General features: G+C 70.3%; 18 protein-coding genes and 2 pseudogenes. 7 read left to right on the top strand and 13 right to left on the bottom strand.

The annotated features are described in order from the left end of the window. Window positions 1-71: 71 nt before the first annotated feature. A complete protein-coding gene (locus VE172_RS24580) occupies window positions 72-1568 on the top strand; it encodes a metallophosphoesterase family protein (protein WP_324804653.1) in 1497 nt (498 codons plus the stop codon). Window positions 1569-2631: 1063 nt separating this feature from the next. Here the strand turns inward: VE172_RS24580 and gatB are convergent. The 8 genes from gatB to VE172_RS24540 all read right to left on the bottom strand — a co-directional run bounded on the left by gatB (window position 2632) and on the right by VE172_RS24540 (window position 14056). Then, window positions 2632-4122 carry an Asp-tRNA(Asn)/Glu-tRNA(Gln) amidotransferase subunit GatB gene (gatB, locus tag VE172_RS24575; RefSeq protein ID WP_324804652.1) on the bottom strand — a complete coding sequence of 497 codons (1491 nt, stop codon included), beginning with the start codon at window positions 4120-4122 and terminating at the stop codon, window positions 2632-2634. A 13-nt stretch (window positions 4123-4135) separates the two neighbouring features. Next, window positions 4136-5626 carry an Asp-tRNA(Asn)/Glu-tRNA(Gln) amidotransferase subunit GatA gene (gene gatA / locus VE172_RS24570; RefSeq protein ID WP_324804651.1) on the bottom strand — a complete coding sequence of 497 codons (1491 nt, stop codon included), beginning with the start codon at window positions 5624-5626 and terminating at the stop codon, window positions 4136-4138. Next, window positions 5627-5926, bottom strand: coding sequence for an Asp-tRNA(Asn)/Glu-tRNA(Gln) amidotransferase subunit GatC (gene gatC, locus VE172_RS24565; RefSeq protein ID WP_324804650.1), 300 nt, complete (start codon window positions 5924-5926; stop codon window positions 5627-5629). 102 nt (window positions 5927-6028) lie between these two features. Continuing rightward, window positions 6029-8104 carry a putative bifunctional diguanylate cyclase/phosphodiesterase gene (locus VE172_RS24560; RefSeq protein WP_324804649.1) on the bottom strand — a complete coding sequence of 692 codons (2076 nt, stop codon included), beginning with the start codon at window positions 8102-8104 and terminating at the stop codon, window positions 6029-6031. A 365-nt stretch (window positions 8105-8469) separates the two neighbouring features. Then, window positions 8470-10731, bottom strand: a complete 2262-nt coding sequence (gene ligA, locus VE172_RS24555) for an NAD-dependent DNA ligase LigA (protein WP_324804648.1) — start codon at window positions 10729-10731, stop codon at window positions 8470-8472. Between the two features lie 53 nt (window positions 10732-10784). Then, a complete protein-coding gene (locus VE172_RS24550; RefSeq protein WP_324804647.1) occupies window positions 10785-11783 on the bottom strand; it encodes a methionine synthase in 999 nt (332 codons plus the stop codon). Continuing rightward, on the bottom strand, window positions 11776-12873 hold the full coding sequence (gene mnmA, locus VE172_RS24545) for a tRNA 2-thiouridine(34) synthase MnmA (protein WP_349258534.1): 1098 nt from the start codon (window positions 12871-12873) through the stop codon (window positions 11776-11778). Before mnmA ends, VE172_RS24550 begins: the two co-directional genes overlap by 8 nt. Window positions 12874-12892: 19 nt before the next feature. Further along, window positions 12893-14056, bottom strand: coding sequence for a cysteine desulfurase family protein (locus VE172_RS24540; RefSeq protein ID WP_324804645.1), 1164 nt, complete (start codon window positions 14054-14056; stop codon window positions 12893-12895). A gap of 71 nt (window positions 14057-14127) precedes the next feature. Between VE172_RS24540 and VE172_RS24535 the strand changes: the two genes are divergently transcribed. Next, window positions 14128-15078, top strand: a complete 951-nt coding sequence (locus VE172_RS24535; protein ID WP_324804644.1) for a helix-turn-helix transcriptional regulator — start codon at window positions 14128-14130, stop codon at window positions 15076-15078. A gap of 30 nt (window positions 15079-15108) precedes the next feature. Here VE172_RS24535 and VE172_RS24530 read toward each other — a convergent pair whose 3' ends face one another. The 3 genes from VE172_RS24530 to VE172_RS24520 form a co-directional block, all read right to left on the bottom strand. Next, the gene (locus tag VE172_RS24530; RefSeq protein WP_324804643.1) at window positions 15109-15708 is read right to left on the bottom strand and encodes a biotin transporter BioY; all 600 of its coding nucleotides are present in this window, start codon (window positions 15706-15708) and stop codon (window positions 15109-15111) included. 110 nt (window positions 15709-15818) lie between these two features. Beyond that, window positions 15819-16766 (bottom strand): electron transfer flavoprotein subunit alpha/FixB family protein, encoded by a 948-nt coding sequence (locus VE172_RS24525; RefSeq protein WP_324804642.1) that lies wholly within the window; start codon window positions 16764-16766, stop codon window positions 15819-15821. A gap of 17 nt (window positions 16767-16783) precedes the next feature. Next, the gene (locus tag VE172_RS24520; protein WP_324804641.1) at window positions 16784-17563 is read right to left on the bottom strand and encodes an electron transfer flavoprotein subunit beta/FixA family protein; all 780 of its coding nucleotides are present in this window, start codon (window positions 17561-17563) and stop codon (window positions 16784-16786) included. Between the two features lie 247 nt (window positions 17564-17810). Between VE172_RS24520 and VE172_RS25805 the strand changes: the two are divergent. Then, window positions 17811-17927 (top strand): annotated as a pseudogene (locus VE172_RS25805) (hypothetical protein); the annotation flags it as partial. Here the strand turns inward: VE172_RS25805 and VE172_RS24515 are convergent. Further along, window positions 17903-19519 carry an MFS transporter gene (locus tag VE172_RS24515; RefSeq protein WP_324804640.1) on the bottom strand — a complete coding sequence of 539 codons (1617 nt, stop codon included), beginning with the start codon at window positions 19517-19519 and terminating at the stop codon, window positions 17903-17905. The pseudogene VE172_RS25805 and the gene VE172_RS24515 sit on opposite strands and share 25 nt — an antisense overlap. 195 nt (window positions 19520-19714) lie before the next feature. Between VE172_RS24515 and VE172_RS24510 the strand changes: the two genes are divergently transcribed. Next, the gene (locus tag VE172_RS24510) at window positions 19715-20101 is read left to right on the top strand and encodes a winged helix-turn-helix transcriptional regulator (RefSeq protein ID WP_324804639.1); all 387 of its coding nucleotides are present in this window, start codon (window positions 19715-19717) and stop codon (window positions 20099-20101) included. Window positions 20102-20195: 94 nt separating this feature from the next. Then, complete coding sequence (locus VE172_RS24505) at window positions 20196-21485, top strand: glycosyltransferase family 4 protein (protein WP_324804661.1); 1290 nt, start codon at window positions 20196-20198, stop codon at window positions 21483-21485. Between the two features lies 1 nt (window position 21486). On the opposite strand, the gene VE172_RS24500 is transcribed toward VE172_RS24505, so the two are convergent. Then, complete coding sequence (locus tag VE172_RS24500) at window positions 21487-21822, bottom strand: hypothetical protein (RefSeq protein ID WP_324804638.1); 336 nt, start codon at window positions 21820-21822, stop codon at window positions 21487-21489. A gap of 329 nt (window positions 21823-22151) precedes the next feature. Between VE172_RS24500 and VE172_RS24495 the strand changes: the two genes are divergently transcribed. Beyond that, window positions 22152-22643: a DUF3145 domain-containing protein gene (locus tag VE172_RS24495; protein WP_324804637.1), complete on the top strand. Its 492-nt coding sequence runs from the start codon at window positions 22152-22154 to the stop codon at window positions 22641-22643. A 95-nt stretch (window positions 22644-22738) separates the two neighbouring features. Then, window positions 22739-22974: pseudogene (locus VE172_RS24490) on the top strand (hypothetical protein); the annotation flags it as partial.

Below are 22974 nucleotides of genomic sequence, written 5' to 3'. Positions count from 1 at the left end.
CGAGCGCACCACAGGGCCCGGTCGCTTTTGTCCACCGGGCACGCAGGAGGGTGCGCGTCGGGTTGCGTTGGGTGCGAAGGCATCCGAGCCTGCGTCGCGCGGCCAAGGGCACGGTCTTCGGGCTGCTGGCGCTGGTGTGCGCGGGCGTCGGCATGTATCTGACGGGCGCCGTCGACAAGGACGTCGGTCCCTTTCGGACGACAATCGCGGTAGAACCCTCCACAAGGGGCGAATCCGAGCTAGAGCTGCCCCCGCTGGGTTCCCTGATCTTCGACAGCCACACCGCGCCGCTACGGCTGTCGCTGCGCCTGGACTCCCTCGACCCCCACCGCGTCCAGCACCTGATCGCCGACCCGAAGGGCATCAGGCACGCCAGCCAGTCCGTCCCCAAGGACATGCTCAACGGCGTCACCGACGTCGCGCTGTCGGCCCTGGCGGGCGCCACCCTGGTCGGCCTGGCCGCGGGCGCGCTGATCTTCCGCAGCACCCGCCGCACGGCGATCTGCGGCGCCCTGTCGGCGGTCGTGGCGATCGCGACCATGGGTCTGGCGGCGGGCACCATCAAGCCCGACTCGGTCGCCGAACCCCGCTACGAGGGCATCCTGGCCAACGCCCCCACCATCCTGGGCAACGCCCAGGCGGTGGCCGACAAGTACGAGAAGTACCGCAGCCAACTCCAGGCCATCATCGTCAACATGTCGCGGTTCTACGCCCTCGGCAAGAACCTGCCCTCCTACGAGCCCGACCCCGACACCATCAGGGTCCTGCACGTCTCCGACCTCCACCTCAACCCCGCCTCGTGGGACGTCATCGGCTCGGCCGTCAAGCAGTTCCACATCACCGCCGTGGTCGACACGGGCGACCTCACCGACTGGGGCCACCAGGGCGACGCCGCCGACTACGCCAAGGGCATCGCCAAGCTCAAGGTGCCCTACGTCTTCGTCCGCGGCAACCACGACAACAAGGCCGTCGCCCGCGAGGTCGCCAAGCAGCCCAACGCCATCGTCCTCGACAACCAGGTCAAAAAGGTCGCGGGTCTGTCCATCGCGGGCATCGGCGACCCCCGCCACACCTCCGACAAGTCCGCGGCCCCCTCCGACGCCCGCGAGGAACAGGTCGTCCTCGACTCGGGGACCCGCCTGCGCGACACCATCGCCAAACACCACGGCGCCGACGTCGCCATGGTCCACGACCCCCTCAGCGCGGGCCCCCTGGCCAAAAGCACCCCCCTGGTCCTCGCGGGCCACAAGCACCAACGCTTCGTCACCAAAATGGACTCCAACACCCTCGAGATGGTCCAGGGCTCCACGGGCGGCGCGGGAGTCCAGGGCCCCGACGCCGACGAGTCCCAGCCCCTGTCCCTGTCGGTGCTCTACTTCGACAACCACTCCAAGAAGCTCCAGGCCTTCGACGACATCGCCGTGGGCGGCACGGGCGAGACCGAGGTGACCCTCCAGCGCCACGTCCTGAAGGACGGCATGCCCAACGACAACTCCGACCTGGTCCCCAACCCCGACGACGTCACCGACCCCGACTCCGTCCAAAGCGACGAACCCGACGACAACTGACAAGCGGCGCCGTAGACCTCCCCCTCGACGGCCACTTGTGGGCACGACGGTGAGCGGAGACCACGAACCTCGAGTCCCCCACGCTCCACAACGGACCATTGCGGAAGGGGGTCCACGCCCTCGACCTCCACCTCGACGGCGAACAGTGCCAGCGACGCTGTACGCCGTGACCGCGAGCCTCGGGCCCCCGCGTCCCACCACAAGACCTCGCGAGAGGGAGCCCTACGCCCTCATCCTCCCTCTCGACGGCGATTAGTGATAGCGACGCTGCGCGCCATGACCTCGAGCCTCGGGCCCCACGCCCCACAACAGGACTTCGCGGGGGTTACCGACATTCACGACCTCCTCCCCCGTCCACGGCCGACGGTGGTTACGGCGGTCGGCCTCGACCGCGTGCCTCGGGTGCGCAGCACTCCACGGCAGAGCATCACGGAGTCTCGTCTTCGTCCAGGAACTCCACCTCCATGCACGTCAGTGATTGCCACAGCACACCGCGACCACACCCACATCAGACGCGGCGCCCAGGATCCCTCCCTCGACGGCCGACGGTGGTTACGACAGTCAGCCCAACCAGACCGCTTCGGGGAACCGATACTCCACAACAGAGCTACGCGGGGGACCCGACGCTCACGACCCCGTCGCAGTCTGTCAGTGGTGCGACAGCGAGCCCCGACCACGCACTTCGGGTCCCCCGCGCACCACAACAAGACCTCGCAGGGAATCAACGACGCTCACGACCTCCCCCTCGACGGCGAATAGTGATAGCGACGCTGTACGCCGTGACCGCGAGCTTCGGGGCCCCCGCATCCCACCACAAGACCTCGCGGGAGGGGCCCCGTCCTCAACGTCCCCCTCGGTGGCCGTGGGTGATGGCGACGGTCGGCCGCGACCGCGCGCCTCGGGTAGCCATGCTCCACAACGGGACTTCGCGGGAGGTCGCCGACCACTCGCGACCTCCCTGTGCGCCGTTGTTGGTGGGCGCGACGGATGTCCGCCGTCCCTCGGGGCAGGACGGCGTGGTGGCGCCGAGGAAAGGACCTCGGCGCCACCACGGAGTGTCGAACTAGCTGAGTTTTTGGACGATGAGTTCGCGAACGGTCTTGGCGTCGGCCTGGCCCTTGGTGGCCTTCATGACGGCGCCCACCAGGGCGCCCGCCGCCGCTACCTTGCCGCCTCGCACCTTGTCGGCGACGTCGGGGTTGGCGGCGATCGCGTCGTCGACGGCCTTGGTGAGCGCGCCCGTGTCGGACACGACCGCGAGGCCGCGGGCGTTGGCGACCTTTTCGGGGTCGCCCTCGCCCGCCAGGACGCCCTCGATGACCTGCCGCGCGAGCTTGTCGTTGAGGGTGCCCGCGTCGATCAGGCCCTGGAGCTGGGCCACCTGGGCGGGGGTGATGGGGACCTGGGCGAGGTCCAGGTCCTGGTCGTTGGCGTGGCGGGAGAGCTCGCCCATCCACCACTTGCGGGCGGACTCCGAGGAGGCGCCCGCGGCGATCGTGGCCTCGATCAGGTCGACGGCGTCCGCGTTGAGGACCGACGCCATGTCGTGATCGGACAGTCCCCATTGTGCCTGGAGGCGCTTGCGGCGCTGGCGGGGCAGCTCGGGGAGGGCGGCCTTGAGGTCGGCGACCCATTGCGGGTCGGGGGCCATCGGGGCCAGGTCGGGCTCGGGGAAGTAGCGGTAGTCGGTGGCGGTCTCCTTGCTGCGCCCCGGGGTGGTGTCGCCCGTGTCCTCGTGGAAGTGGCGGGTCTCCTGGACGATGCGTTCGCCCGCGTCCAGCAGGGACGCCTGGCGCGGGATCTCGGAGCGGGCCGCCCGTTCGACGCTGCGCAGCGAGTTGACGTTCTTGGTCTCGGTGCGGGTGCCCCATTCGGCGCCGGGCAGGTTCAGCGAGGTGTTGACGTCGCAGCGCAGCGAGCCCTGTTCCATGCGCACGTCGGACACCCCCAGCGAGCGGACGATCTCCCGCAGCTCGGTGACGTACGCGCGCGCCACCTCTGGGGCCATGGCGCCCGCGCCGACGATCGGCCTGGTGACGATCTCCACCAGCGGGATGCCCGCGCGGTTGTAGTCCACCAGGGACTCCGAGGAGCCCTGGATGCGTCCCGTGCCGCCCACGTGCAGCGACTTGCCCGTGTCCTCCTCCAGGTGGACCCGCTCGATCGGGATGCGGACGGTCTCGCCGTCGACGTCGACGTCGACGTACCCGTCCTCGCACAGCGGCTCGTCGTACTGCGAGGTCTGGAAGTTCTTGGGCATGTCGGGGTAGAAGTAGTTCTTGCGCGCGAAGCGGCACCACTTCGCGATGCCGCAGTTGAGAGCCAGGCCGATGCGGATCGTCGCCTCGATGGCGGCGCCGTTGGCCACGGGCAGCGATCCGGGCAGGCCCAGGCACACGGGGCACACCTGCGTGTTGGGCTCGGCGCCGAACACCGTGGAGCAGCCGCAGAACATCTTCGTGCGGGTGCCCAGCTCGACGTGGGTCTCCAGGCCGATCACGACCTCGTAGCGGGTCGTGGCGTCTTCATAGGACGGAAGCGTGGCAGTGCTCATCGTCATCTCTCCTTCACACCACGTCGGGAATCATGTCGGACAAGCGCGGTTCCTGTGTGGACTCCAGCGCGGCGCACACCCGATAGGCGACGTCGTCGCGCATGGTCGGGGCCATCACCTGGAAGCCCGCGGGGAGCCCGTCGGACAGTCCCGACGGCACCGAGATCGCGGGTCCGCCCGACAGATTCGACGGGATCGTGAACAGGTCCGCCAGGTACATCTGGTACGGGTCGGCGGTGCGGGAACCGAACTTGAAGGCCACGAACGGCGTGGTGGGCGAGACCAGCGCGTCCACCTTGGAGTACGCCGCCTCGAAGTCGCGGGTGATCAGGGTGCGCACCTTCTGGGCCTGGCCGTAGAACTGGTCCACGTACCCCGCGCTCAGCGCGTAGGTGCCCAGGATGATGCGGCGCTTGACCTCGGGGCCGAAGCCCGCCTCGCGGGTGGCCGACATGACCTCCTCCAGCGAGTGCTGCCCGTCGTCGCCGACGCGCAGTCCATAACGGACGCTGTCGTAGCGCGCCAGGTTGGACGAGCATTCGCTCGGGCTGATCAGGTAGTACGCGGGCAGCGCGTACGTGAAGTGCGGGCACGACACCTCCTCGATGGTGGCGCCCAGCTTGGCCAGCGCCTCCACCCCTGCCTCGAACGCCGCGACGACGCCCGGCTCGGCGCCCTTCTCCTCGGCGAACTCCTTGATGATGCCCAGCCGCATCCCGCTCAGGTCGCCGCTGAGGCCCTGGCGGGCCGCCTCGACCACCGGCGGCACCGGCTGCGGGATCGACGTGGAGTCGCGGGGATCGTGGCCGCAGATCACCTCGTGCAGCATCGCGGCGTCGAGCATCGTGCGGGTCACGGGGCCCGGCGTGTCCAGTGAGGACGAGAACGCGATCAGCCCGTAGCGGCTGTTGGCCCCGTACGTCGGTTTGGCCCCAACGGTTCCGGTCACCGCGCCGGGCTGGCGGATCGAGCCGCCCGTGTCGGTGCCGATCGCCAACGGCGCCATCCGCGCCGCCACGGCCGCCGAGGACCCGCCGCCCGAGCCGCCGGGGATGCGCTCCAGGTCCCACGGGTTGAAGGTGTTGCCGTACGCCGAGTACTCCGTGGACGAACCCATGGCGAACTCGTCGCAGTTGGTCTTGCCGAGGATCGGCATGCCCGCCGCCCTGATGCGCTCCACAATGGTCGCGTCGTACGGCGGAATCCAGCTCTCCAGCATCTTGGACCCCGCGGTGGTCGGCAGTCCCTTGGTGACCACGATGTCCTTGATCGCGATCGGCACGCCCGCCAGCGGCGCCAGGTCCTTGCCCGCGGCGCGATCGGCGTCCACCCGGCGCGCGGTGGCCAGGGCTCCTTCGGCGTCGACGTGCAGGAACGCGTGGATCTTGTCGTCCACCGCGGCGATGCGGTCCACAAAGGCCCGTGTGACCTGTTCGGAGGTCACCTCGCCGGCCTCCATGGACGCGGCCAGCTCGGCGGCGGTTCGCTTGGTCAGGTCGCTCATCTACTCTTCCTCCCCCAGGATGCGCGGCACCCGGAAACGGTCCTGTTCCACGTCGGGCGCGCCCGCCAGCGCGTCGGCGCGCGGCAGCGACGGCACCGGCTCGTCGGCCCGGTAGACGTTGGTGAGCGGAACGGCGTGGGAGGTGGGCGGGATGTCGTCGGCGGCGACCTCATTGACGCGCTGCACCGCCTGGAGGATCACCTCGAGCTGCCGCGCGAAGCGATCCAGCTCGTCCTCCGTTACGTCCAGGCGTGCCAGGTGCGCCAAGTGCGCGACCTCGTCACGTGAGATTGCGGCCATCACCACGTCCTTGAGTGTGAGTTGAAAGGAATTTCTCCGACCGGTCGAGTTTAAGGACGACCCGTCGACGTGTTCAAGCCGGTATCGGACGGTTACGGCCGCTCACGCCACCGTCGTGGTGGAGGCGGACCGCACCTGGCGCAGCAGAGCCGGGGGGCGGTAGCGGGCCAGCCAGCCCTCCAGGGCGGCGGCGGGCATCGGGCGGGCGTGGAACCAGCCCTGGCCGGTGTCGCATCCCAGCGTCACCAGCCGTTTCCAGGTGGCCTCGTCCTCCACGCCCTCGGCGACGACCCGCAGGCCCAGCGCCCGGCCCAGCTCGATGATCGACTTCACAATGGACGCCGCGTCGGGCTCCTCGCGCATTCCCAGCACGAACGACTTGTCGATCTTCACCTCGGACACCTGGAGGCTGCGCAGGTGCTTCATGGACGAGAAGCCGGTGCCGAAGTCGTCCAGGCTGAGGCTGATGCCTTGTGCCTCAAGGTTTTTCAAGGTCGTGACGACCCGGCGCGGGTCGGCCATCAGGGCGCTTTCGGTGATCTCCAGTTGCAGGGAGTGGGCCGGCACGTCGTGCCGCGCCAGGCAGTGGGCGATGTACTCGCAGAAGTCGGGCGCGTGCAGGTCCCGCACGCTGACGTTCACCGCCACCCGCAGATCCACCCCGTCGGCCCGCCACCGGGCCAGCTGCGCCACCGCCTCGTCCAGCACCCGATAGGTGAGGATGCGCATCACGGCGCTGTGCTCGGCCAGGGCGATGAGCTCGCCCGCGTCCACCTCGCCCTGCACCGGGTCGGTGTAGCGCAGCAGCGCCTCCACCCCGACGACCTCACCCGTGGACAGGTGAACCTGTGGTTGGTAGTACAGCTCGACCCCCGGCATGCCGGGGGTCTCCAAGGCCCGGCGCAGGTCCCCCAACAGCGCCAGGCGCTCCGGCGAGTGGTGATCGAATTCGGCGGCGTACACCGCCACGCCGCTGCCGCGCTTCTTGGCCTCGGCCATCGCCACGTTGGCGTGCCGGAACAGCGCATCGAAGTCGGCGCCGTGTTCGGGGTAGCAGGCGATGCCGATGGCGCCGGAGACGTCGAGGCTCACCTCGTCCAGCTCCACGGGGCGGTCCAATGCGGACTGCACGCAGCGGGCCCGGCGGTGCGCGTATTCGACGTCGGGGATCTCGGCCAGCAGGAAGGAGAACTCGTCGCCGCCGGTGCGGGCGGTCACCTCCAGCGGCCGGTCCAGGCAATGCGAGAACCGGCCCGCCAGCTCCAGAAGCAGCCGGTCGCCGACGTCGTGGCCCAGCGAGTTGTTCACCGCGGCGAAGCGGTCGATGTCGCAGACCATCACCGCGAGCCGGGAATCGGACTCCCCGCAGCGCACCAGGTTCTCCTCTACCAGCTGCTGGAAGCCCTTGCGGTTGGGCAGCGCGGTGAGCGGGTCGGTCAGCGCGATGCGCTCGCGCTCGGTGGACAGGCCCGCCATCCGGTACACCGCGTAGATCGGCACGGCGGCCAGTAGCCCGAGCCAGGCGTTGGCCGAGGCGGCCACGGCGAGGATCGGCGCCAGCGCCAGCAGGGCGCCGTGCACCAGCGCCTCGTAGCCGAAGGAACGCACGAAGGTCTGCCACCAGGGCACGGCCATCCGCAGCGCCAGCACGGTGCACACCAGGAGGTGGCTGGTGAGGAACCAGGCGCCGCCGGCCAGCAGGAGCGGCAGCAGGCCGTTGCCGGGTTCGGACAGAGTGGACGACGAGACGTCGAAGGCGACCAGCACGAGGTGCGCGGCGGTCAGCGCCAGCGCGAACTGCGCGGCGTTGAAGGCGATCCGCCAGGCCGTGGCCCGCAGCCAGCCGAAGATCAGGATCGCCACCACGGTCTGGACGATCAGCGCGGGCAGGAAGCCCCACATCAGCAGCAGCGCCATGATGCAGCTCAGCGAAATCATGGCGGTCTGGGAGAAGCGGGCGCCGGGGGGCAACAGGGGGCGGGCCTCGACGGCCAGGGCCAGGGCGGCCAGGAACCACACCGACATGGGGAGTTCGTTGACTCCGTGCCACATCGACGGGGTCAGCACCAGCGTCAGGGACACGGCGGCGACGCCGGTGGCGATGACGACGGCGACGTACACCTGGAACATCCCACGGCGCCGCGCGGGTGCGGTGTTGCGCAGTGAGGTTGTCGTCATCCAAACCCTCCCGACGTCATCACCGGTATAACCGGTGACCGCCACCTTCGGCCGCTCCTCATTGAGAGTGGCACATTCAGTCCTACCCTGAAACCCCCGTTTAGAGCAACGACCATCGATCCTTGTGGTGACGCCTGTTTGAACGCGGTGCGTCTGGATCAAATGACGCGCCGCCGACGGCAACCGATTGCCCACAGGGGATTGACCCCGAGACAACAAGTATTAACATGCGTTTTGTCGCTTTCGCGGTGTTCGCGAGCCCAAACCCAATAAAATTGGCATTCTTCGATACCCATTTGGATGAAACTCGTACCGTGGCCCAGCCGTCACGCAGCCGATACCGAGTATCCACAGTGATACGCAGGTTATTCCTTTGTGTCCTCGTCGGGGGTCACCGGGGTCACCGCGTCGGGCCCGCTTTCCAGCAGGACGCCGAACCCCTCGCCGTCGAGGATCGGCACGCCGAGCTTCACCGCCTTGTCGTACTTGGAACCCGGCGACTCCCCCACCACGACGAACGACGTCTTCTTCGACACCGAGCCCGACACCTTGCCGCCGCGCACCCGCACCGCCTCCGCCGCGCCGTCGCGGGTCCAGCCCTCCAGGCTGCCGGTGATCACCATCGTGAGACCGGCCAGGTGCCGCTCGCCCGCCTCGGGGCGTTCCTCCTCGAACCTCACCCCGGCGGCCCGCCACTTCTCAAGGATCTCCAGGTGCCAGTCCTCGGCGAACCACTGGATCACCGCGTCGGCGATGGTCGGGCCCACCCCGTCCACCGCCGCCAGCTCCTCCTGGCTCGCCTCCCGGATCCGGTCGATGGAGCCGAACTCGGTGGCCAGGGCCCGCGCCGCCACCGGGCCGACGTGGCGAATCGACAGGCCGTTGATGATGCGCCACAGCTCCTGCCGCTTGGCCTTCTCCAGTCCCTCCAGGAGCTCGGTGGCCGACTTCTTCGGCGTTCCCGCCTTGGTGGCGAAGTAGGTGACCTCCTTGTCCCGCCCCGTCTTGGGATCCTTCTTGGGCAACCCGCTGTCGGGGTCGAGCACGAGCGACTTGATGGGCAGCAGCTGGTCCAAGGTGAGGTCGAACAGGTCTCCCTCGTCGGTGAGCGGCGCCCGAGCGGGCTCCAGCGGCCGCACCAGCGCGGCGCAGGCGACGTAGCCCAAGCCGTCGACGTCCAGGCAGGACCGTCCGGTGAGATAGGACAGCCGCTCGCGCAGCTGGGCGGGGCAGCCGCGGGCGTTGGGACAACGCAGGTCGATGTCGCCCTCGGCCATCTGGCGCAGCGCGGTGCCGCATTCGGGGCAGGCGTCGGGCATCACGAACTCCCGCTCGTCGCCGGTGCGGGCCCCCTCCACCGGCCCGACGATCTCGGGGATCACGTCCCCCGCCTTGCGCACGACCACCCGGTCGCCGATCAACACGCCCTTGGCCTTCACCACGTCCTGGTTGTGCAGGGTGGCGAACTCGACCTCGGAACCGGCCACCCGCACCGGCTCCAGCACCGCGTACGGGGTGGCGCGCCCGGTGCGCCCCACGCTGACCTTGATGTCGCGCAGCTGGGTGGTGACCTCCTCCGGCGGGTACTTGTAGGCGATCGCCCAGCGCGGCGCCCGCGTGGTGGAGCCCAGCCGTCGCTGCACGCCGATGTCGTCGATCTTCACCACCACGCCGTCGATCTCGTGCTCGATGTCGTGCCGGTGCTCGCCGTAGTGGTCGATGTAGTCGGCGACCGCGTCCACCGAGTCGACCACCTTCCAGTACGCGCTGGTGGGCAGGCCCCACGCCTTCAGCGCCGCGTAGCCCTCGGACTGGTGGCCGGGTTCGAAGCCGCGCCGGGCGCCGAAGCCGTAGACGGTCATGGACAGCGCCCGCTTGGCGGTCTCGGCGGCGTCCTTCTGCCGCAGCGAGCCGGCCGCGGCGTTGCGCGGGTTGGCGTACATCGCAAGCAGCTTCTGGAGCCGCTTGCCGTCCTTGGCGCGCTCGTCGTTGGCGGCGGTGATGCGCTCGTTCTCGGCCATCCGGTCGGCGTTGAGCCGTTCGAAGGACTCGGTGGTCATATAGACCTCGCCGCGGACCTCGATGAACTCCGGGACCGGGTACTTCTTGGTGCCCTTCAGCGTGTCGGGTATGGAGGCGATGGTGCGCACGTTGGGGGTGATGTCCTCGCCGGTGGTGCCGTCGCCGCGGGTGGCGCCGCGCACCAGCTCCCCGTTTTCGTAGGTGAGGTTGACGGCCAGCCCGTCGATCTTCAGCTCGCACAGGTACGACTCGCCCGGTACCTCGGCGGTGATGCGATCGGCCCATGCCTGCAGCTCGTCCCGGGAGAACGCGTTGTCCAGACTGTACAGTCGCTCGGCGTGCCGCACCTCCGCGAACAGCTCCGAGACCTCGCCGCCGACCTGCTGCGACGGTGAGTCCTGGGTCCGCAGCTGAGGGAAGGCGTCCTCGATGGCCACCAGCTCCCGCATCAGGGCGTCGTACTCGGCGTCGGAGATCTGCGGGGCGTCGTCGCGGTGGTACAGCTGCCGGTGCCGATCGATCTCGGCGGCCAGCGACGCGTGCCGCTCGCGGGCGGCGTCGAAGTCGTCGGGAACCGGCTCAGCAGGCATGACGCGAGAACTCATGCCCTGAAATCTAGTGGGTCCGTGTGACGATCTTGGGCCCGGCGAGCGGAGTGTCAGCCGTGCAACCGGTCCGCCGCCTCGCGGCAGGCGGTCAGGGCCTCGCGGACGTAGGACGGGGTGGCGCCGGCGAGCCCGCAGGCCGGGGAGACGATCACCTGTTCGGCGAGGCGGTGGCGGGCCAGGCCCAGGCGGTTCCACAGCTCGGCGAGGGTCTCGGCGGCGGCCTTGCCGGACGGGAACTCCGCGCCGGGCAGCGCGGGCACGGCGCCGGCGACCAGGCCGAATCCCGCCTCCAGGGCCTCGCCGAGCGGGTCGATGGCGGCGGGGACGTCGAGGTCGATGAGCGACAGGTCGAGCGCGACCGCCGCGGCACCGGCGTCGCGCAGCAGCCCGATCGGCGCGTCGGGGGCGCAGCAGTGGACGACGACGGGGACGTCGACGGCCGCGATCACCTCCGACAGCACGGCGCGGGCGGCGTCGGTCTCGACGGGACGGTAGCGCGACAGGCCGCTGTCGGTGGGGATGGTGCCCTCCAGCGCGGCGGGCAGCGAGGGCTCGTCCACTTGCAGCACAACGGAAGCGTGCGGCAGGCGGGAGGCAACCTCGGCGACGTGGGCGGACAGCCCCTCGGCCAGCGAGGCGGCGATCTCCCGCACCGCGCCGGCGTCGGCCACCAGGGCGCCTCTGGTGTTGCGGTGCAGCGAGGCCGCCAGGGTCCAGGGCCCGCAGGCGGCGAGCTTCACGCGGCCGTCGTGGTCGGCGCGGGCGTCGGTGAGGGCGTCGAGGTCGCGTTCGAGAAAGTCGCGGGCGCGCCGCAGGTCCATGCCCGGGCGGGCGGTGGTCTGCCAGCGGCCCGCGTACAGCTGGACGGGCAGGTCGACCAGCAGGCTGGCTCCGCGCCCGATCAGGTCGGCGCCGGGGCCGCGCGCGGGCAGCTCGGGAAGGTGCGGCAGCTCGGGCAGCTCGCCGAACACCAACGCGATCGCCTCGGCGATGTCGGTGCCCGGCAGCGAGCCGATGCCGGTGGCCACCCCGCCGGTGAGCTCAGGCATCGGCGGCGGCCAGCGCGTCGGCGCGGGAGATGGTGGCGCTGGCCAACACCAGGTCGCCGTCGGGGCCGGGCAGGTACGCCACCAGCGCCTGGCCCGCGGCCACTCCCTTGGCGGGCGAGCCGAGGCGCGCGGTCATGGTGTCGCCGTCGCTGGTCAGGGTCGCGGGGTACACCTCGCCGTGGGCGCGCAGCTGCACCTGGCACTCCAGGGGGCCGCTGCGCTCCTCGCCGTCCAGCCACACGGGACGGTCGGCGTGCACGACGTCCACGTTGAGCGCCTCGCGGGGGCCGACGGTCACGGTGTTGTCGACCGGGGTGATGGACAGGACGTAGCGGGGCCTGCCGTCGGGGGCGGGGCGCCCCAGGTGGAGTCCGTGGCGCTGCCCGACGGTGTACTGGTGGGCGCCGGAGTGGCCGCCGAGCACCTCGCCGGTGGCCGCGTCGACGATGTCGCCGGGCTTCTCGCCGAGCCGGCGGTTGAGGAAGCCCTTGGTGTCGCCGTCGGCGATGAAGCAGATGTCGTGGCTGTCGGGCTTGTCGGCCACCGCCAGGCCGCGCCGCGCCGCCTCCGCCCGCACCTGCTCCTTGGTGGAGTCACCGAGCGGAAATATGGCCCGCGCCAACTGGTCCCGGTTCAGCACGGCCAACACGTACGACTGGTCCTTGGCCGCGTCCACCGAGCGCCGCAGCGCCCCGGCGTCCAGGCGCGCGTGGTGACCCGTCACCACGGCGTCGAAGCCCAGCGCCACGGCCCGGTCCAGCACGGCCGAGAACTTGATCTTCTCGTTGCACCGCAGGCACGGGTTGGGCGTCCGCCCGGCCGCGTACTCGGCCACGAAGTCGTCCACGACGTCCTGTTTGAACCGCTCGGCCATGTCCCACACGTAGAACGGAATCCCGATCACGTCGGCGGCCCGTCGCGCGTCGCGCGAGTCCTCCAGGGTGCAGCACCCCCGGGCGCCCGAACGGAAGGTCTGGGGGTTGGACGACAGGGCCAGGTGCACGCCCGTCACGTCGTACCCGGCCTCGGCGGCGCGCGCCGCGGCCACGGCGGAGTCGACGCCGCCGGACATGGCGGCCAATACACGCAAGGTCACCGCTACAGCGTAGCTAAGCCACCCCGGCGCTTCGCGCGCGTTCCACCGCGGCGGGCAGTGCCTCGATGAGGGCGTCGACGTCGGCGGCCGTGGAGGTGTGTCCGAGGCTGAACCGCAGGGAGGAGCGGGCGAGCCGCTCGTCGCGGCCCATGGCCAACAGGACGTGGGACGGCTGCGCCACCCCGGCCGAGCAGGCCGAGCCGGTGGCGCATTCCACCGACGCGGCGTCCAGCAGCATCAGCAGGGCGTCGCCCTCGCAGCCGGGGAACGAGAAGTGGGCGTTGCCGGGGAGCCGGTCGGACGGGTCGCCGTTGAGGACGGCGTCGGGCACCGCCCGGCGGACCCGGGCGATCAGGTCGTCGCGCAGCGCCGACACGCGCTTGGCGCCGGCCTCGCGGGTGTCGGTGGCGATGGACACCGCCTCGGCGAAGGCGACCACGGCGGGGACGTCGATGGTTCCCGACCGCACCTCGCGTTCCTGTCCCCCGCCGTGCAGCAGCGGGACGCAGACGGCGTCGCGGCGCAGCAGCAGGGCACCCACGCCGATCGGGCCGCCGAGCTTGTGCCCGGTGAGGGACAGCGCGGTCAGGGCGGTGTCGCCGAAGTCGACGGGGAGCTCGCCGACGGCCTGGACGGCGTCGCTGTGGCTGGGGACGCCCGCGGCGGCGCAGGCCGCCGCGAAGGCGTCCACGGGCTGGACGGTGCCGACCTCGTTGTTGGCCCACATCAGGCTGGCCACGGCGTATTCGTCGCCCGCGGCGTCCAGGGCGGCGGAGGCCGCGGCGGGGTCGACGCGGCCGTGTTCGTCGACGGGCATCCAGGTCACCTCGGCGCCCTCGTGGGATTGAAGCCAGTGCACGACGTCCAGCACCGCGTGGTGCTCGGACTCGGCCACCAGGACGCGGCGCCGTTTCGCGTCGGCGTCCCTTTGTCCCCAGTAGAGCCCCTTGAGCGCGAGATTGTCGGCCTCGGTGCCGCTGCCGGTGAAAACGACCTCGCTGGCGGCCGCCCCGAGGCACTCGGCGATCCGTTCGCGGGCCTCCTCCACGCGGCGGCGGGCGGCGCGTCCCGAGGCGTGCAGCGAGGAGGGGTTGCCAAGGCGGGAGGCCGCCTCGACGTATGCCCGCCGGGCCTCCGGAAACATCGGTGTGGTGGCGGCGTGGTCCAAGTACGTCATGACGCCACTAAGCCTAAGCGCACCGGTTCCACAACTTGCCTACAGCCGTCAAACAGGCCAATATGTCAAGCATGCCAAAAGAATCAGTGGACTCCCACACTGAGAACACCGACCCGGATGTCGCGGCGGCATTGGCTCAAGGTCCCTTCCACACCGCGTTGCGCGCCGCGATTCACGCGCGCGGTCTGGGTCTGGATCGTCTCCGGCACCGGTTGTTGGCGCGGGACCTCAACGTCTCCACGACGAGTTTGAGTTATTGGCAGCACGGGCGCACCCAGCCCGAGCACCCCAAGTCCATCGAGGCGGTCGCCGCGTTGGAGGAGATCCTCAACCTGCCCAACGGCAGTCTGCGGTCGCTGTTGGGGCCGCGCCGGGCCCGCGGGCCGCGCAGCCTGCGGGTGAAGCAGCGGCGCCCCGAGGCCGTCATCGGCGGCGGCGTCGCCATGAAGGAGCTGTGCGACCGGCTACCGGCGGCCCGGGAGCATAACCTGGACGTCGTCACCGAACAGGTGACGGCCACAATAGACAAAGATGGGCGCGACGCCGGGCACACCGTCACCATGCTGGTGCGGGCCCGCCGCAACAACGTCGACCGGCACATCGCCATGTTCCGGGGCGACCCGGGCTGCGACATCGAGTCGGTGCGGGTGCTGGCCCACCGCGACTGCGTGGTCGGGCGCATCGCCCGCCACCCCCAGGAGCCGATGCTGCTGGCCGAGATCCTCTTCGGCGTCACCCTCGACCAAAACGACACCCACCTGATGGAGTTCGAGATCGTCGACGGCACCGGGGATCGCGCCCAGTGCTACGGGCACGGTTTCCGTTACCCCGTGGAGCACTACACGCTCCAGGTGCGGTTCGACCCGGAGCAGTTGCCGCGCCGGGTCTTCCGGTTCGCGCAGTCCCGTTTGGGCACCGACCTGCACGAGACGGGCAGCGTGGTGATCAACAACTGGATGACCGCGCAGATCTCGCAGTCCCGGGTGGAGCCGGGCGCGCTGGGCATCGGTTGGGAGTGGTGACGGACGCCGACGTCCGCCACCACCAGGGCGTCAGGCGTTGGTGAAGCGGTTGACCAGCTTCCAGGCCGCGGGCAGCAGCGCGGCGGCGATCACCAGCTTGATGAGGTCTCCGGCGGCGAACGGGACGAGGCCCTTGGCCAGCCCGTCCGACAGGCCCATTCCGGTGGCGGCCATCAGGTACGGCACGCCGGCGGCGTAGATGATCACGTTGCCCACCACCATGAGGCCGGCGGTGCGCGCCACGGTGCGGTCGCCGCCGCGGCGGGCCAGCGCCCCGACGACGGGCGCGGCGATGAGGAATCCGATCACGTAACCCAGGGTGGGCACGGCCCCGGAGTACCCCTCGGAGAACCACGGCACGCCGGCCAGGCCCGCGAGCAGGTAGACGGCCATGGACGCGGCGGCCCGCGCGGGTCCGTAGCAGGCGCCCAGCAGCAGCACGGTCAGGGTGGTCAGCACGAACGGCACCGGGGAGATGGCGGGGATCTCGATGGCGACCTGGGCCGACAGCCCGGTCAGGGCGGCGCCGCCGGCGACGAGGACGGCGTCGCGGGCCCACGCCTTGGCTCCGATGGTGGGGATCAGGTCGGCGAGGACCCCGCGCGGGGCGGGCAGGGATGGAACGGACATCTGGGTAATCCTCCAAATCTTTTTGGGGAACCCCCACAGTAATGGGGTGGGTCGCCAACCTACCCGAAGGCCGGCGCCCCACCCCACGAAGGATCGTGCGTGGTGATCTTCTACTGGCGGGACTTCCTGATCTCGTCGCCCGCCTGCGGCAGCACCTTGAACAGGTCGCCCACCACGCCGAAGTCGGCGATGTCGAAGATGGGCGCGCCGTCGTCCTTATTGACCGCCACGATCGTCTTGGACGTCTGCATCCCCGCGCGGTGCTGGATCGCGCCGGAGATGCCCGCGGCCAGGTACAGCTGCGGAGACACCGTGGTCCCGGTCTGTCCGACCTGGAACTTGTGCGGGTAGAAGCCGGAGTCGGTGGCGGCGCGGGACGCGCCCACGGCCGCGCCCAGCAGGTCGGCGAACTCCTCGATGACGCTGAACTGCTCGGCCGAGCCGACGCCGCGTCCGCCGGAGACCACGATGTTGGCCTCGGCCAGGTCGGGGCGGTCGCCCTTGGGCTCCACCACCTGGTCGGTGATGGACACCAGCTTCGCCGCGTCGGAGACCGCGACGGGCACCTCGACCAGCTCGGCGGCGGCCGGGGCCGCCTGAGGGGTCAGCGAGTTGGCCTTCACCGTCACCAGCGGGATTCCCTTGGTGACCTTGGACTTCACGACGGTGGCCCCGGCGAAGACCGCCTGGGTGGCGGTGCCGTCGGCCTCCAGGGCGGACACGTCGGTGAGCAGGCCGTTGTCCAGCGCCACGGCGACCCGTCCGGCGATCTCCTTGCCCTCCTGGCTGCTGGGCAGCAGCACCGCGGCCGGGGACTTCTCGGAGATCAGCGCGGCCAGCGCCTCGGCCTTGGGCGCCACCAGGTAGGCGTCCAGGTCGGCGTGCTCGGCGGCGTACACCTTGGCGGCGCCGTACTCGGCCAGACTGTCCTTGATGGATGCGGCGGTTCCGGGGGCCCCCAGCACCACCGCGGACGGCTCGCCGAGCGAGCGGGCGAGGGTGAGCATCTCGTAGGTGAGCTTGTTCGCGCCGGCAGCGACGACGAATACTTCGGTCATGCGGTGATTCTCCTTCGCTACACGAACTTCTCGGACGCCAGGAACTGGGCCAGCGCGACGCCGCCCTCCCCCTCGTCGGTGACCCGCTGACCGGCGGCGCGCGGCGGGCGCGGCTCGGCCGAGACCACCGCGCTGGTGGCCGCGGACGCGCCCACCTCGTCGGCGGACAGGCCCAGGTCGGACAGCGACAGGGTCTCCACCGGCTTGCGCTTGGCGGCCATGATGCCCTTCAGCGACGGGTAGCGCGGGGTGTTGGCGGAGTCCCACACCGACACGATCGCCGGGGTGGCCGCCGCCAGCGTCTGGAAGCCGTCGTCGGTCTGGCGCTCCACGGTGACGTTCGCGCCGTCCACGGTGATCTTGCGCGCACCGGACAGCGCGGCGACGCCGAGCCGGGCGCCCAGCATCTGGGCCATCACCTGCACGCCGCCGTCGGTGGATTCGGCGCCGCACAGCACCAGGTCGTATTCGCGGTTGGCCAGCGCCGCGGCCAGCACCTTGGAGGTGGTGACGGCGCAGGAACCGGCGATGGCGTCGTCGACGACGTGGATCGCGGCGTCGGGTCCCATGGACAGCGCCTTGCGGATGGACTCGGTGGCGTGGTCGGGCCCGACGGTCAGCAGGGTGACGTCGCCGCCGTGCTCCTCGACCAGCGCCAGCGCCGCCTCGATGGCGTTTTCGTCGATCTCATTGATGACATTGGACGCCGACTCGCGGTCGACGGTGAAATCGTCGGATCGCAGGGTCCGGTCCAAACTGGAGTCCGGCACCTGCTTGACGAGGACAACGATCTTCATCGTCTGCAACAACCTCCTGGGCGCTTAACACGTGTTCAATCGGCCTTATCTTTACCGGTGTCCGCCTCCGCGCCGTCACCGGGTGCGTCAGCGGCGAATACTACCCCACGAAGTTACCCGCGAGTAACCACGCGGGGGTAACCGTGACGTATGACGCTGTTCACCAGGCACGCCAAGCGAATCCGCACGGGCCCGCGCCACCCGGACGGCCCTACCGGGTTTCGGGCCGTGCGGTCATACTGGAGTCATGGGTCGCTATCTGGTGCTGCTGTTCTTCGTCAACCTGGCCCTGATCATCGCCGCGATCGCCGACTGCCTGGGCGGGGAGAACGACCCCCGCTACTTCTCGCGGCGCGCCTGGGCCCTCATCATCCTGTTGCTGCCGATCCTCGGCCCGCTGACTTGGTTCCTCAGTGGACGGCCCGGCCGGGAGGACACGGCCGCGCCGCGCCGCGCCCCCTCCGCCCCGCTGGCCCCCGACGACGACCCGGAGTTCCTCAAGGACCTGGCGCGCCGACTGCGCGAGGACAAGGACGAGGGCTGACCGCCGCCCGAGCGCAGCAGCGCCACGGCGAGAACCCAGCCCGCCGCGATGAACGCGACGCCGAGCCCGAATCCCACGGTGTACCCGCCGGTGAGCGCCTCGGCCCGCCCGGCACCGGAGTCCAGTAGCGCGTGGGTGCGGGCGGTGACGGCGGTGGACAGCACGGCCAGCCCGACGGCGCCGCCGACCTGCTGGGTGGTGTTGAACAGCCCGGAGGTGACGCCGGAGTCGCCCTCATCCACCTCGGACATCGCCAGCGACATCAGCGACGGCATGGTGATGGCGAAGCCGATCGGCATCAGCACGAACCAGGGAAGGACGTCGGTGAGGTAGTCGCCGTCGGCACCGATCCGCGACAGCATCCACAGCCCGAAGCCCAGCGGCGGCAGGCCCGCGACGATCAGGGGCCGCGGCCCGAAGCGGTGCAGCAGCCGGGGCACCGCCGCCATCGAGATCACGGCGATCACGGTCGGCACCGGCAGCACCGCCAGACCGGACTCGATCGGCCCGAAATGCGCGACGCGTTGCAGGTACAGCACCGAGTAGAACAGGAAGCCGAACAGCGCCGCCACCATGAGCGCCTGGATCAGGTTGGCGCCCAGCACATTGCGCGAACGCAGCACGCGGACGGGAAGCAGCGGCCGCGCGGCCGACAGCTGCCGCCAGGCGAAACCGGCCAGGGCGAGCAGCGACGCCGCGCCGAGGCCCAGGGTCTGCGGCGAGGCCCAGCCGCGCTGCTGGCCGCCGACCAGCGCGTAGACGCCGACCATCAGGCCGCCGGTGACCAGCACCGCGCCGATCGCGTCGGCCCCGGCCCGGATGCCCACGCCGCGCTCGGCGGGCAGCAGCCGGGCGGCCAGCAGGCCGACGACCAGGCCGATCGGGACGTTGATCCAAAAGACCCAGTTCCAACTGAGTTCCTGGGTGAGGACGCCGCCGATGACGGAGCCCGCTGCCCCGCCGCCCGCCGCGGCGAAACCGAACGCCCCGATCGCCTTGGCGCGGGGCCTGGCCTCGGGGAAGATCGTCACGACCATGCCCAACAGACCGGCCGAGGTCACCGCGCCGCCGATGCCCTGGGCGAAGCGCGCGATCAGCAGCGAGGTCTGGCCGCCCGACATTCCGCACCACACCGAGGCGAGCACGAACCAGGTCAGGCCCGCCAGGAACACCCGCTTGCGGCTCAGCAGGTCGCCGAGGCGCCCGGCGAACAACAGCAGCCCGCCGAACGGGATGACGTAGGCGTTGACCGTCCACACCAGATTGGATTCGTCGAAGCGCAGGGCGCCGCGGATCGCCGGCAGCGCCACGGTGACGATGTTCTGGTCGAGGACGATCATCACCTGCGCGGCGCACAGCACCGCCACGGCCAGCCAGCGCAGCCGCGGATTCGACAATGGAGCCGAGGACATGGGATCTCCTGTACGGGTATCTTGGGGAACGATTTGTTACAGGGCCCATGTTGTGTTCCCTAAGGACGTTCCGACAGAGGGCACTTTCGTGTCCCAGGGGGAACGGTGTTGTGCCTGTCCAGGCCACGGCCGGGACGAAGCCGGTGTGATTCCGGGCACTGAGTGCCGGGTCACCATCGAGGAGAGGAGACGACCGTGTCGTCGTGCGAGTTCCCGTTGGACAGCCAGGTCCAGGCGGAGGCCTGCCCGATCGTCCAGGTGATCGACCGGGTGGCGGGCAAGTGGGCGGTGTCCATCCTGATCGCCGCGATCCAGTCCCCGGTGCGCTACACCGAGCTGGAGCGGGCGATCCCGGGCATCAGCCGCCGGATGCTCACCCTGACCCTGCGCGGCCTGGAACGCGACGGTCTGCTCACCAGGACGGTGTACCCCACCGTTCCGCCCAAAGTGGAATACGCCGCCACCGAGGGCGCCCGGGAGCTGTACGGGCACCTCACCGGCCTGGTCGACTGGGCGCGGCGCCACCGGCCCGACATCATCGCCGCCCGCGCCGCCTACGACGCCCAGCAGGCCGCCGCCTGATCCCACAATCGCCCGACCTGCCGCCACCCGCGGATCGCGGCACCCGGACAATCGCTGCACCGTGCAACCGCGCCGACGAAGGGCCACCAGGGTGATGCAGTCGCAGTCCAAGCTTCGGATCCTCATGCTGTCGTGGGAGTTTCCGCCCGTCCTGGTCGGCGGGCTGGGCCGCCACGTGCACGCGCTGGCCACCCGGCTGGCCGCCGACGGGCACGACGTCACCGTCGCCACCCGACACGGCGACCACGCCGACGGCACGCCCGCGGCATGGGACGAGACCGTCGACGGCGTGCGGGTGGTGCGGGCCCCGCAGGACCCGCCGCTGTTCCCCTTCAGCGGGGAAACGCTGATGCAGTGGGCGATGGCGTTCAACCACTCGCTGACCCGCGTGGCGCTGGCGGCCTGCCGCACCCAGGACTTCGACGTGATCCACGCCCACGACTGGCTGGTGACGCACGCCGCGGTCACCCTCAAGCACCACCTGGACCTGCCGCTGGTCGCCACGATTCACTCCACGGAGGCCGGACGGCACCGCGGCTGGCTGCCCGACGACACGTCCCGGGCGATCCACTCGGTGGAGTGGTGGCTCACCTACGAGGCGCGTCGGGTGCTGACCTGCTCGGACCACATGCGCTGGGAGGTCAACCAGCTGTTCGACCTGCCCGACAACAAGACCGTGGTCATCCCCAATGGAGTCGACGTCGAGGCCTTCGCCGTGGGGGCCGCCGATGGGGCGGCGGCCCGCTCGGCGCACGCCCCGGGCGGCCCGCTGGTGGTCAGCGCGGGTCGGCTGGTGCACGAGAAGGGCGTCCAGGACCTGCTGGACGCCGCGGCGATCCTGAAGCGGCGGCACGCGGGGCTGCGGGTGGTCGTGGCGGGCGAGGGCCCGCACGACGGGGAGCTGCGGCGGCAGGCCGAGCGGCTCGGGCTGGGCGACACCGTGGACTTCGTCGGATTCGTCGCGGGCGAGGCGCTGCCGCGGCTGCTGGCGGCGGCGGACTGCTTCGCGATCCCCAGCCGCTACGAGCCGTTCGGGATGGTGGCGCTGGAGGCCATGGCGGCGGGCACCCCCGTGGTGGCGGGCCGCAGCGGCGGCCTGGCCGAGTTCGTCCGCCACGGCGACACCGGTCTCACCCACACCCCCGCCGACGCGACCGAACTGGCCGACGCGATCTCGCGCGTGCTCGACGACGCCGATCTGGCGGCACGGCTGCGGTCGGCGGGCGACGAGATGGTGCGGCGCCGCTTCGCGTGGCAGCCGATCGCCGCCAGCACCGTCGCCGCCTACGCCGAGGCCGAAACGGCAGAACGCGCGGTCGAGGCCGAGCTCGCCGCGCGTGAACTGCGTATCGTGATCCCCGACGGGAATCTGTTGGGCTCCTGAATTACTCGGAGTCGCCGAAGGCACCGGCGTCGACGAGACGCTTGGTGGTGTCGGCCCAGCCCTGGTCGGGGAAGCTGTCGGCGAAGGCGTCGAGCTCGACGCGGACCTTCTCGGCGTGGCCGGCCTCGGTCAGCGCCTTGATCTCCTCGGCGAACTTCTCCGAGTCGGTGGCACAGTGGACGGTCTTGCCGGTCACCAGGTTGCGGACGTACGCGTGCTTGCCCTTGTTGAGCGGGATGAGGTACTTGTACTCACCCAGCACGCTCAGGCCGCCGCCCTGGCCCGCCTGGCCCGCGCGAACGGACGCGCGCGCGGTCTTTGAGGTGTTGCTAGCCATATTGGACACTCCTCGCCATGTACTTACGAGTTCTCACGATTTAGGCCCCGTCGGCGGCGGTGTTGGCACACCTTGGCGGCACACAATAACGGCCGGTGTTGCACACCGGCTGTTCACCACAATACCCGACGGCCTTTTCGGCGACGAATGGGCGGTTCGTGACACCGTTGGGAGGAATTCAGCAAATTTCTACCCCAAAACTCTGGCGTCACGGGGGTCTCAGGCGTCATCATGGTTCGCATATTCGCGCAACGTGGTGCGACACACCTGGCCCAGACGAAATGCGTTGGGGGAAGACGCATTACGCCGAAAGTGCCAGGAGGTGAAACGTGCCAACGCGAGGCGTTATATATGTGCACTCCAGCCCACCGGCGGTTTGTCCGCATGTCGAGTGGGCGATCAACCGTGTCTTGAACTCGCAGGTCGAATTGGCGTGGACGATACAGTCGGCGTCCCCGTCGACGTGGCGCGCCGATCGCCCCTGGACGGGCCAGCCCGGCACCGCGGCACAGGTGGCCGCCGCCTTGCAGCAGTGGCAGATGCTGCGCTTCGAGGTGACCGAGGACCCGAGCCCCGGCGTGGACGGCGAGCGGATCATGTTCGTGCCCGGCCGCGGCATCTACCGAGCCGCCACGAGCGCCAACGGCGACCTGATGATCGCCGAGGACCGGATCCGGGCCCTGGTGGCCACGGCCGTCGACGGCGAGTCGTTGCGGCACGGACTCGACAAACTGCTTGGCGCCGAATGGGATGCCGAGCTGGAGCCGTTCCGCCACAGTGGAGAAGACGGCGTTCAGAACTGGCTGTCCCAGGTGAGCTGAAGCGGAGGTTAGGGCATACTTGACAGCAACGCTGTCTGGCCCGACACCCCAAGGATGTGATGATGTCCAATTCATCGGTACCTGGTGGTCTTCCATTGTGGCCAGGCACTGTCGAGGAGGCGGAGCGCCGCAAGAAGGCGGAACAGGAACGTAAGAAGGCGGCAGCCGAAGCGGCCAAGAAAAAGGCCGCGGCGGCTGCCGCCGCCAAACGTGCGTCCGAGACCCCGCCCGCGTCCAAACCCATCTCGGGATCGATGGCGCAGCAGGCCGAGCTGGCGGCGGCGGAGGCCCTGGTGGAGCAGCGCCGCGCCGAGGCCGAGCTGGCCCGCAA

This window comes from Stackebrandtia sp. (genome assembly GCF_035643755.1).
In the GTDB taxonomy this organism is placed as follows: Bacteria; Actinomycetota; Actinomycetes; order Mycobacteriales; family Micromonosporaceae; genus Stackebrandtia.
The sequence above is the reverse complement of the archived record's forward strand: the minus strand, read 5'-3'. Positions and strand labels throughout refer to the sequence as shown.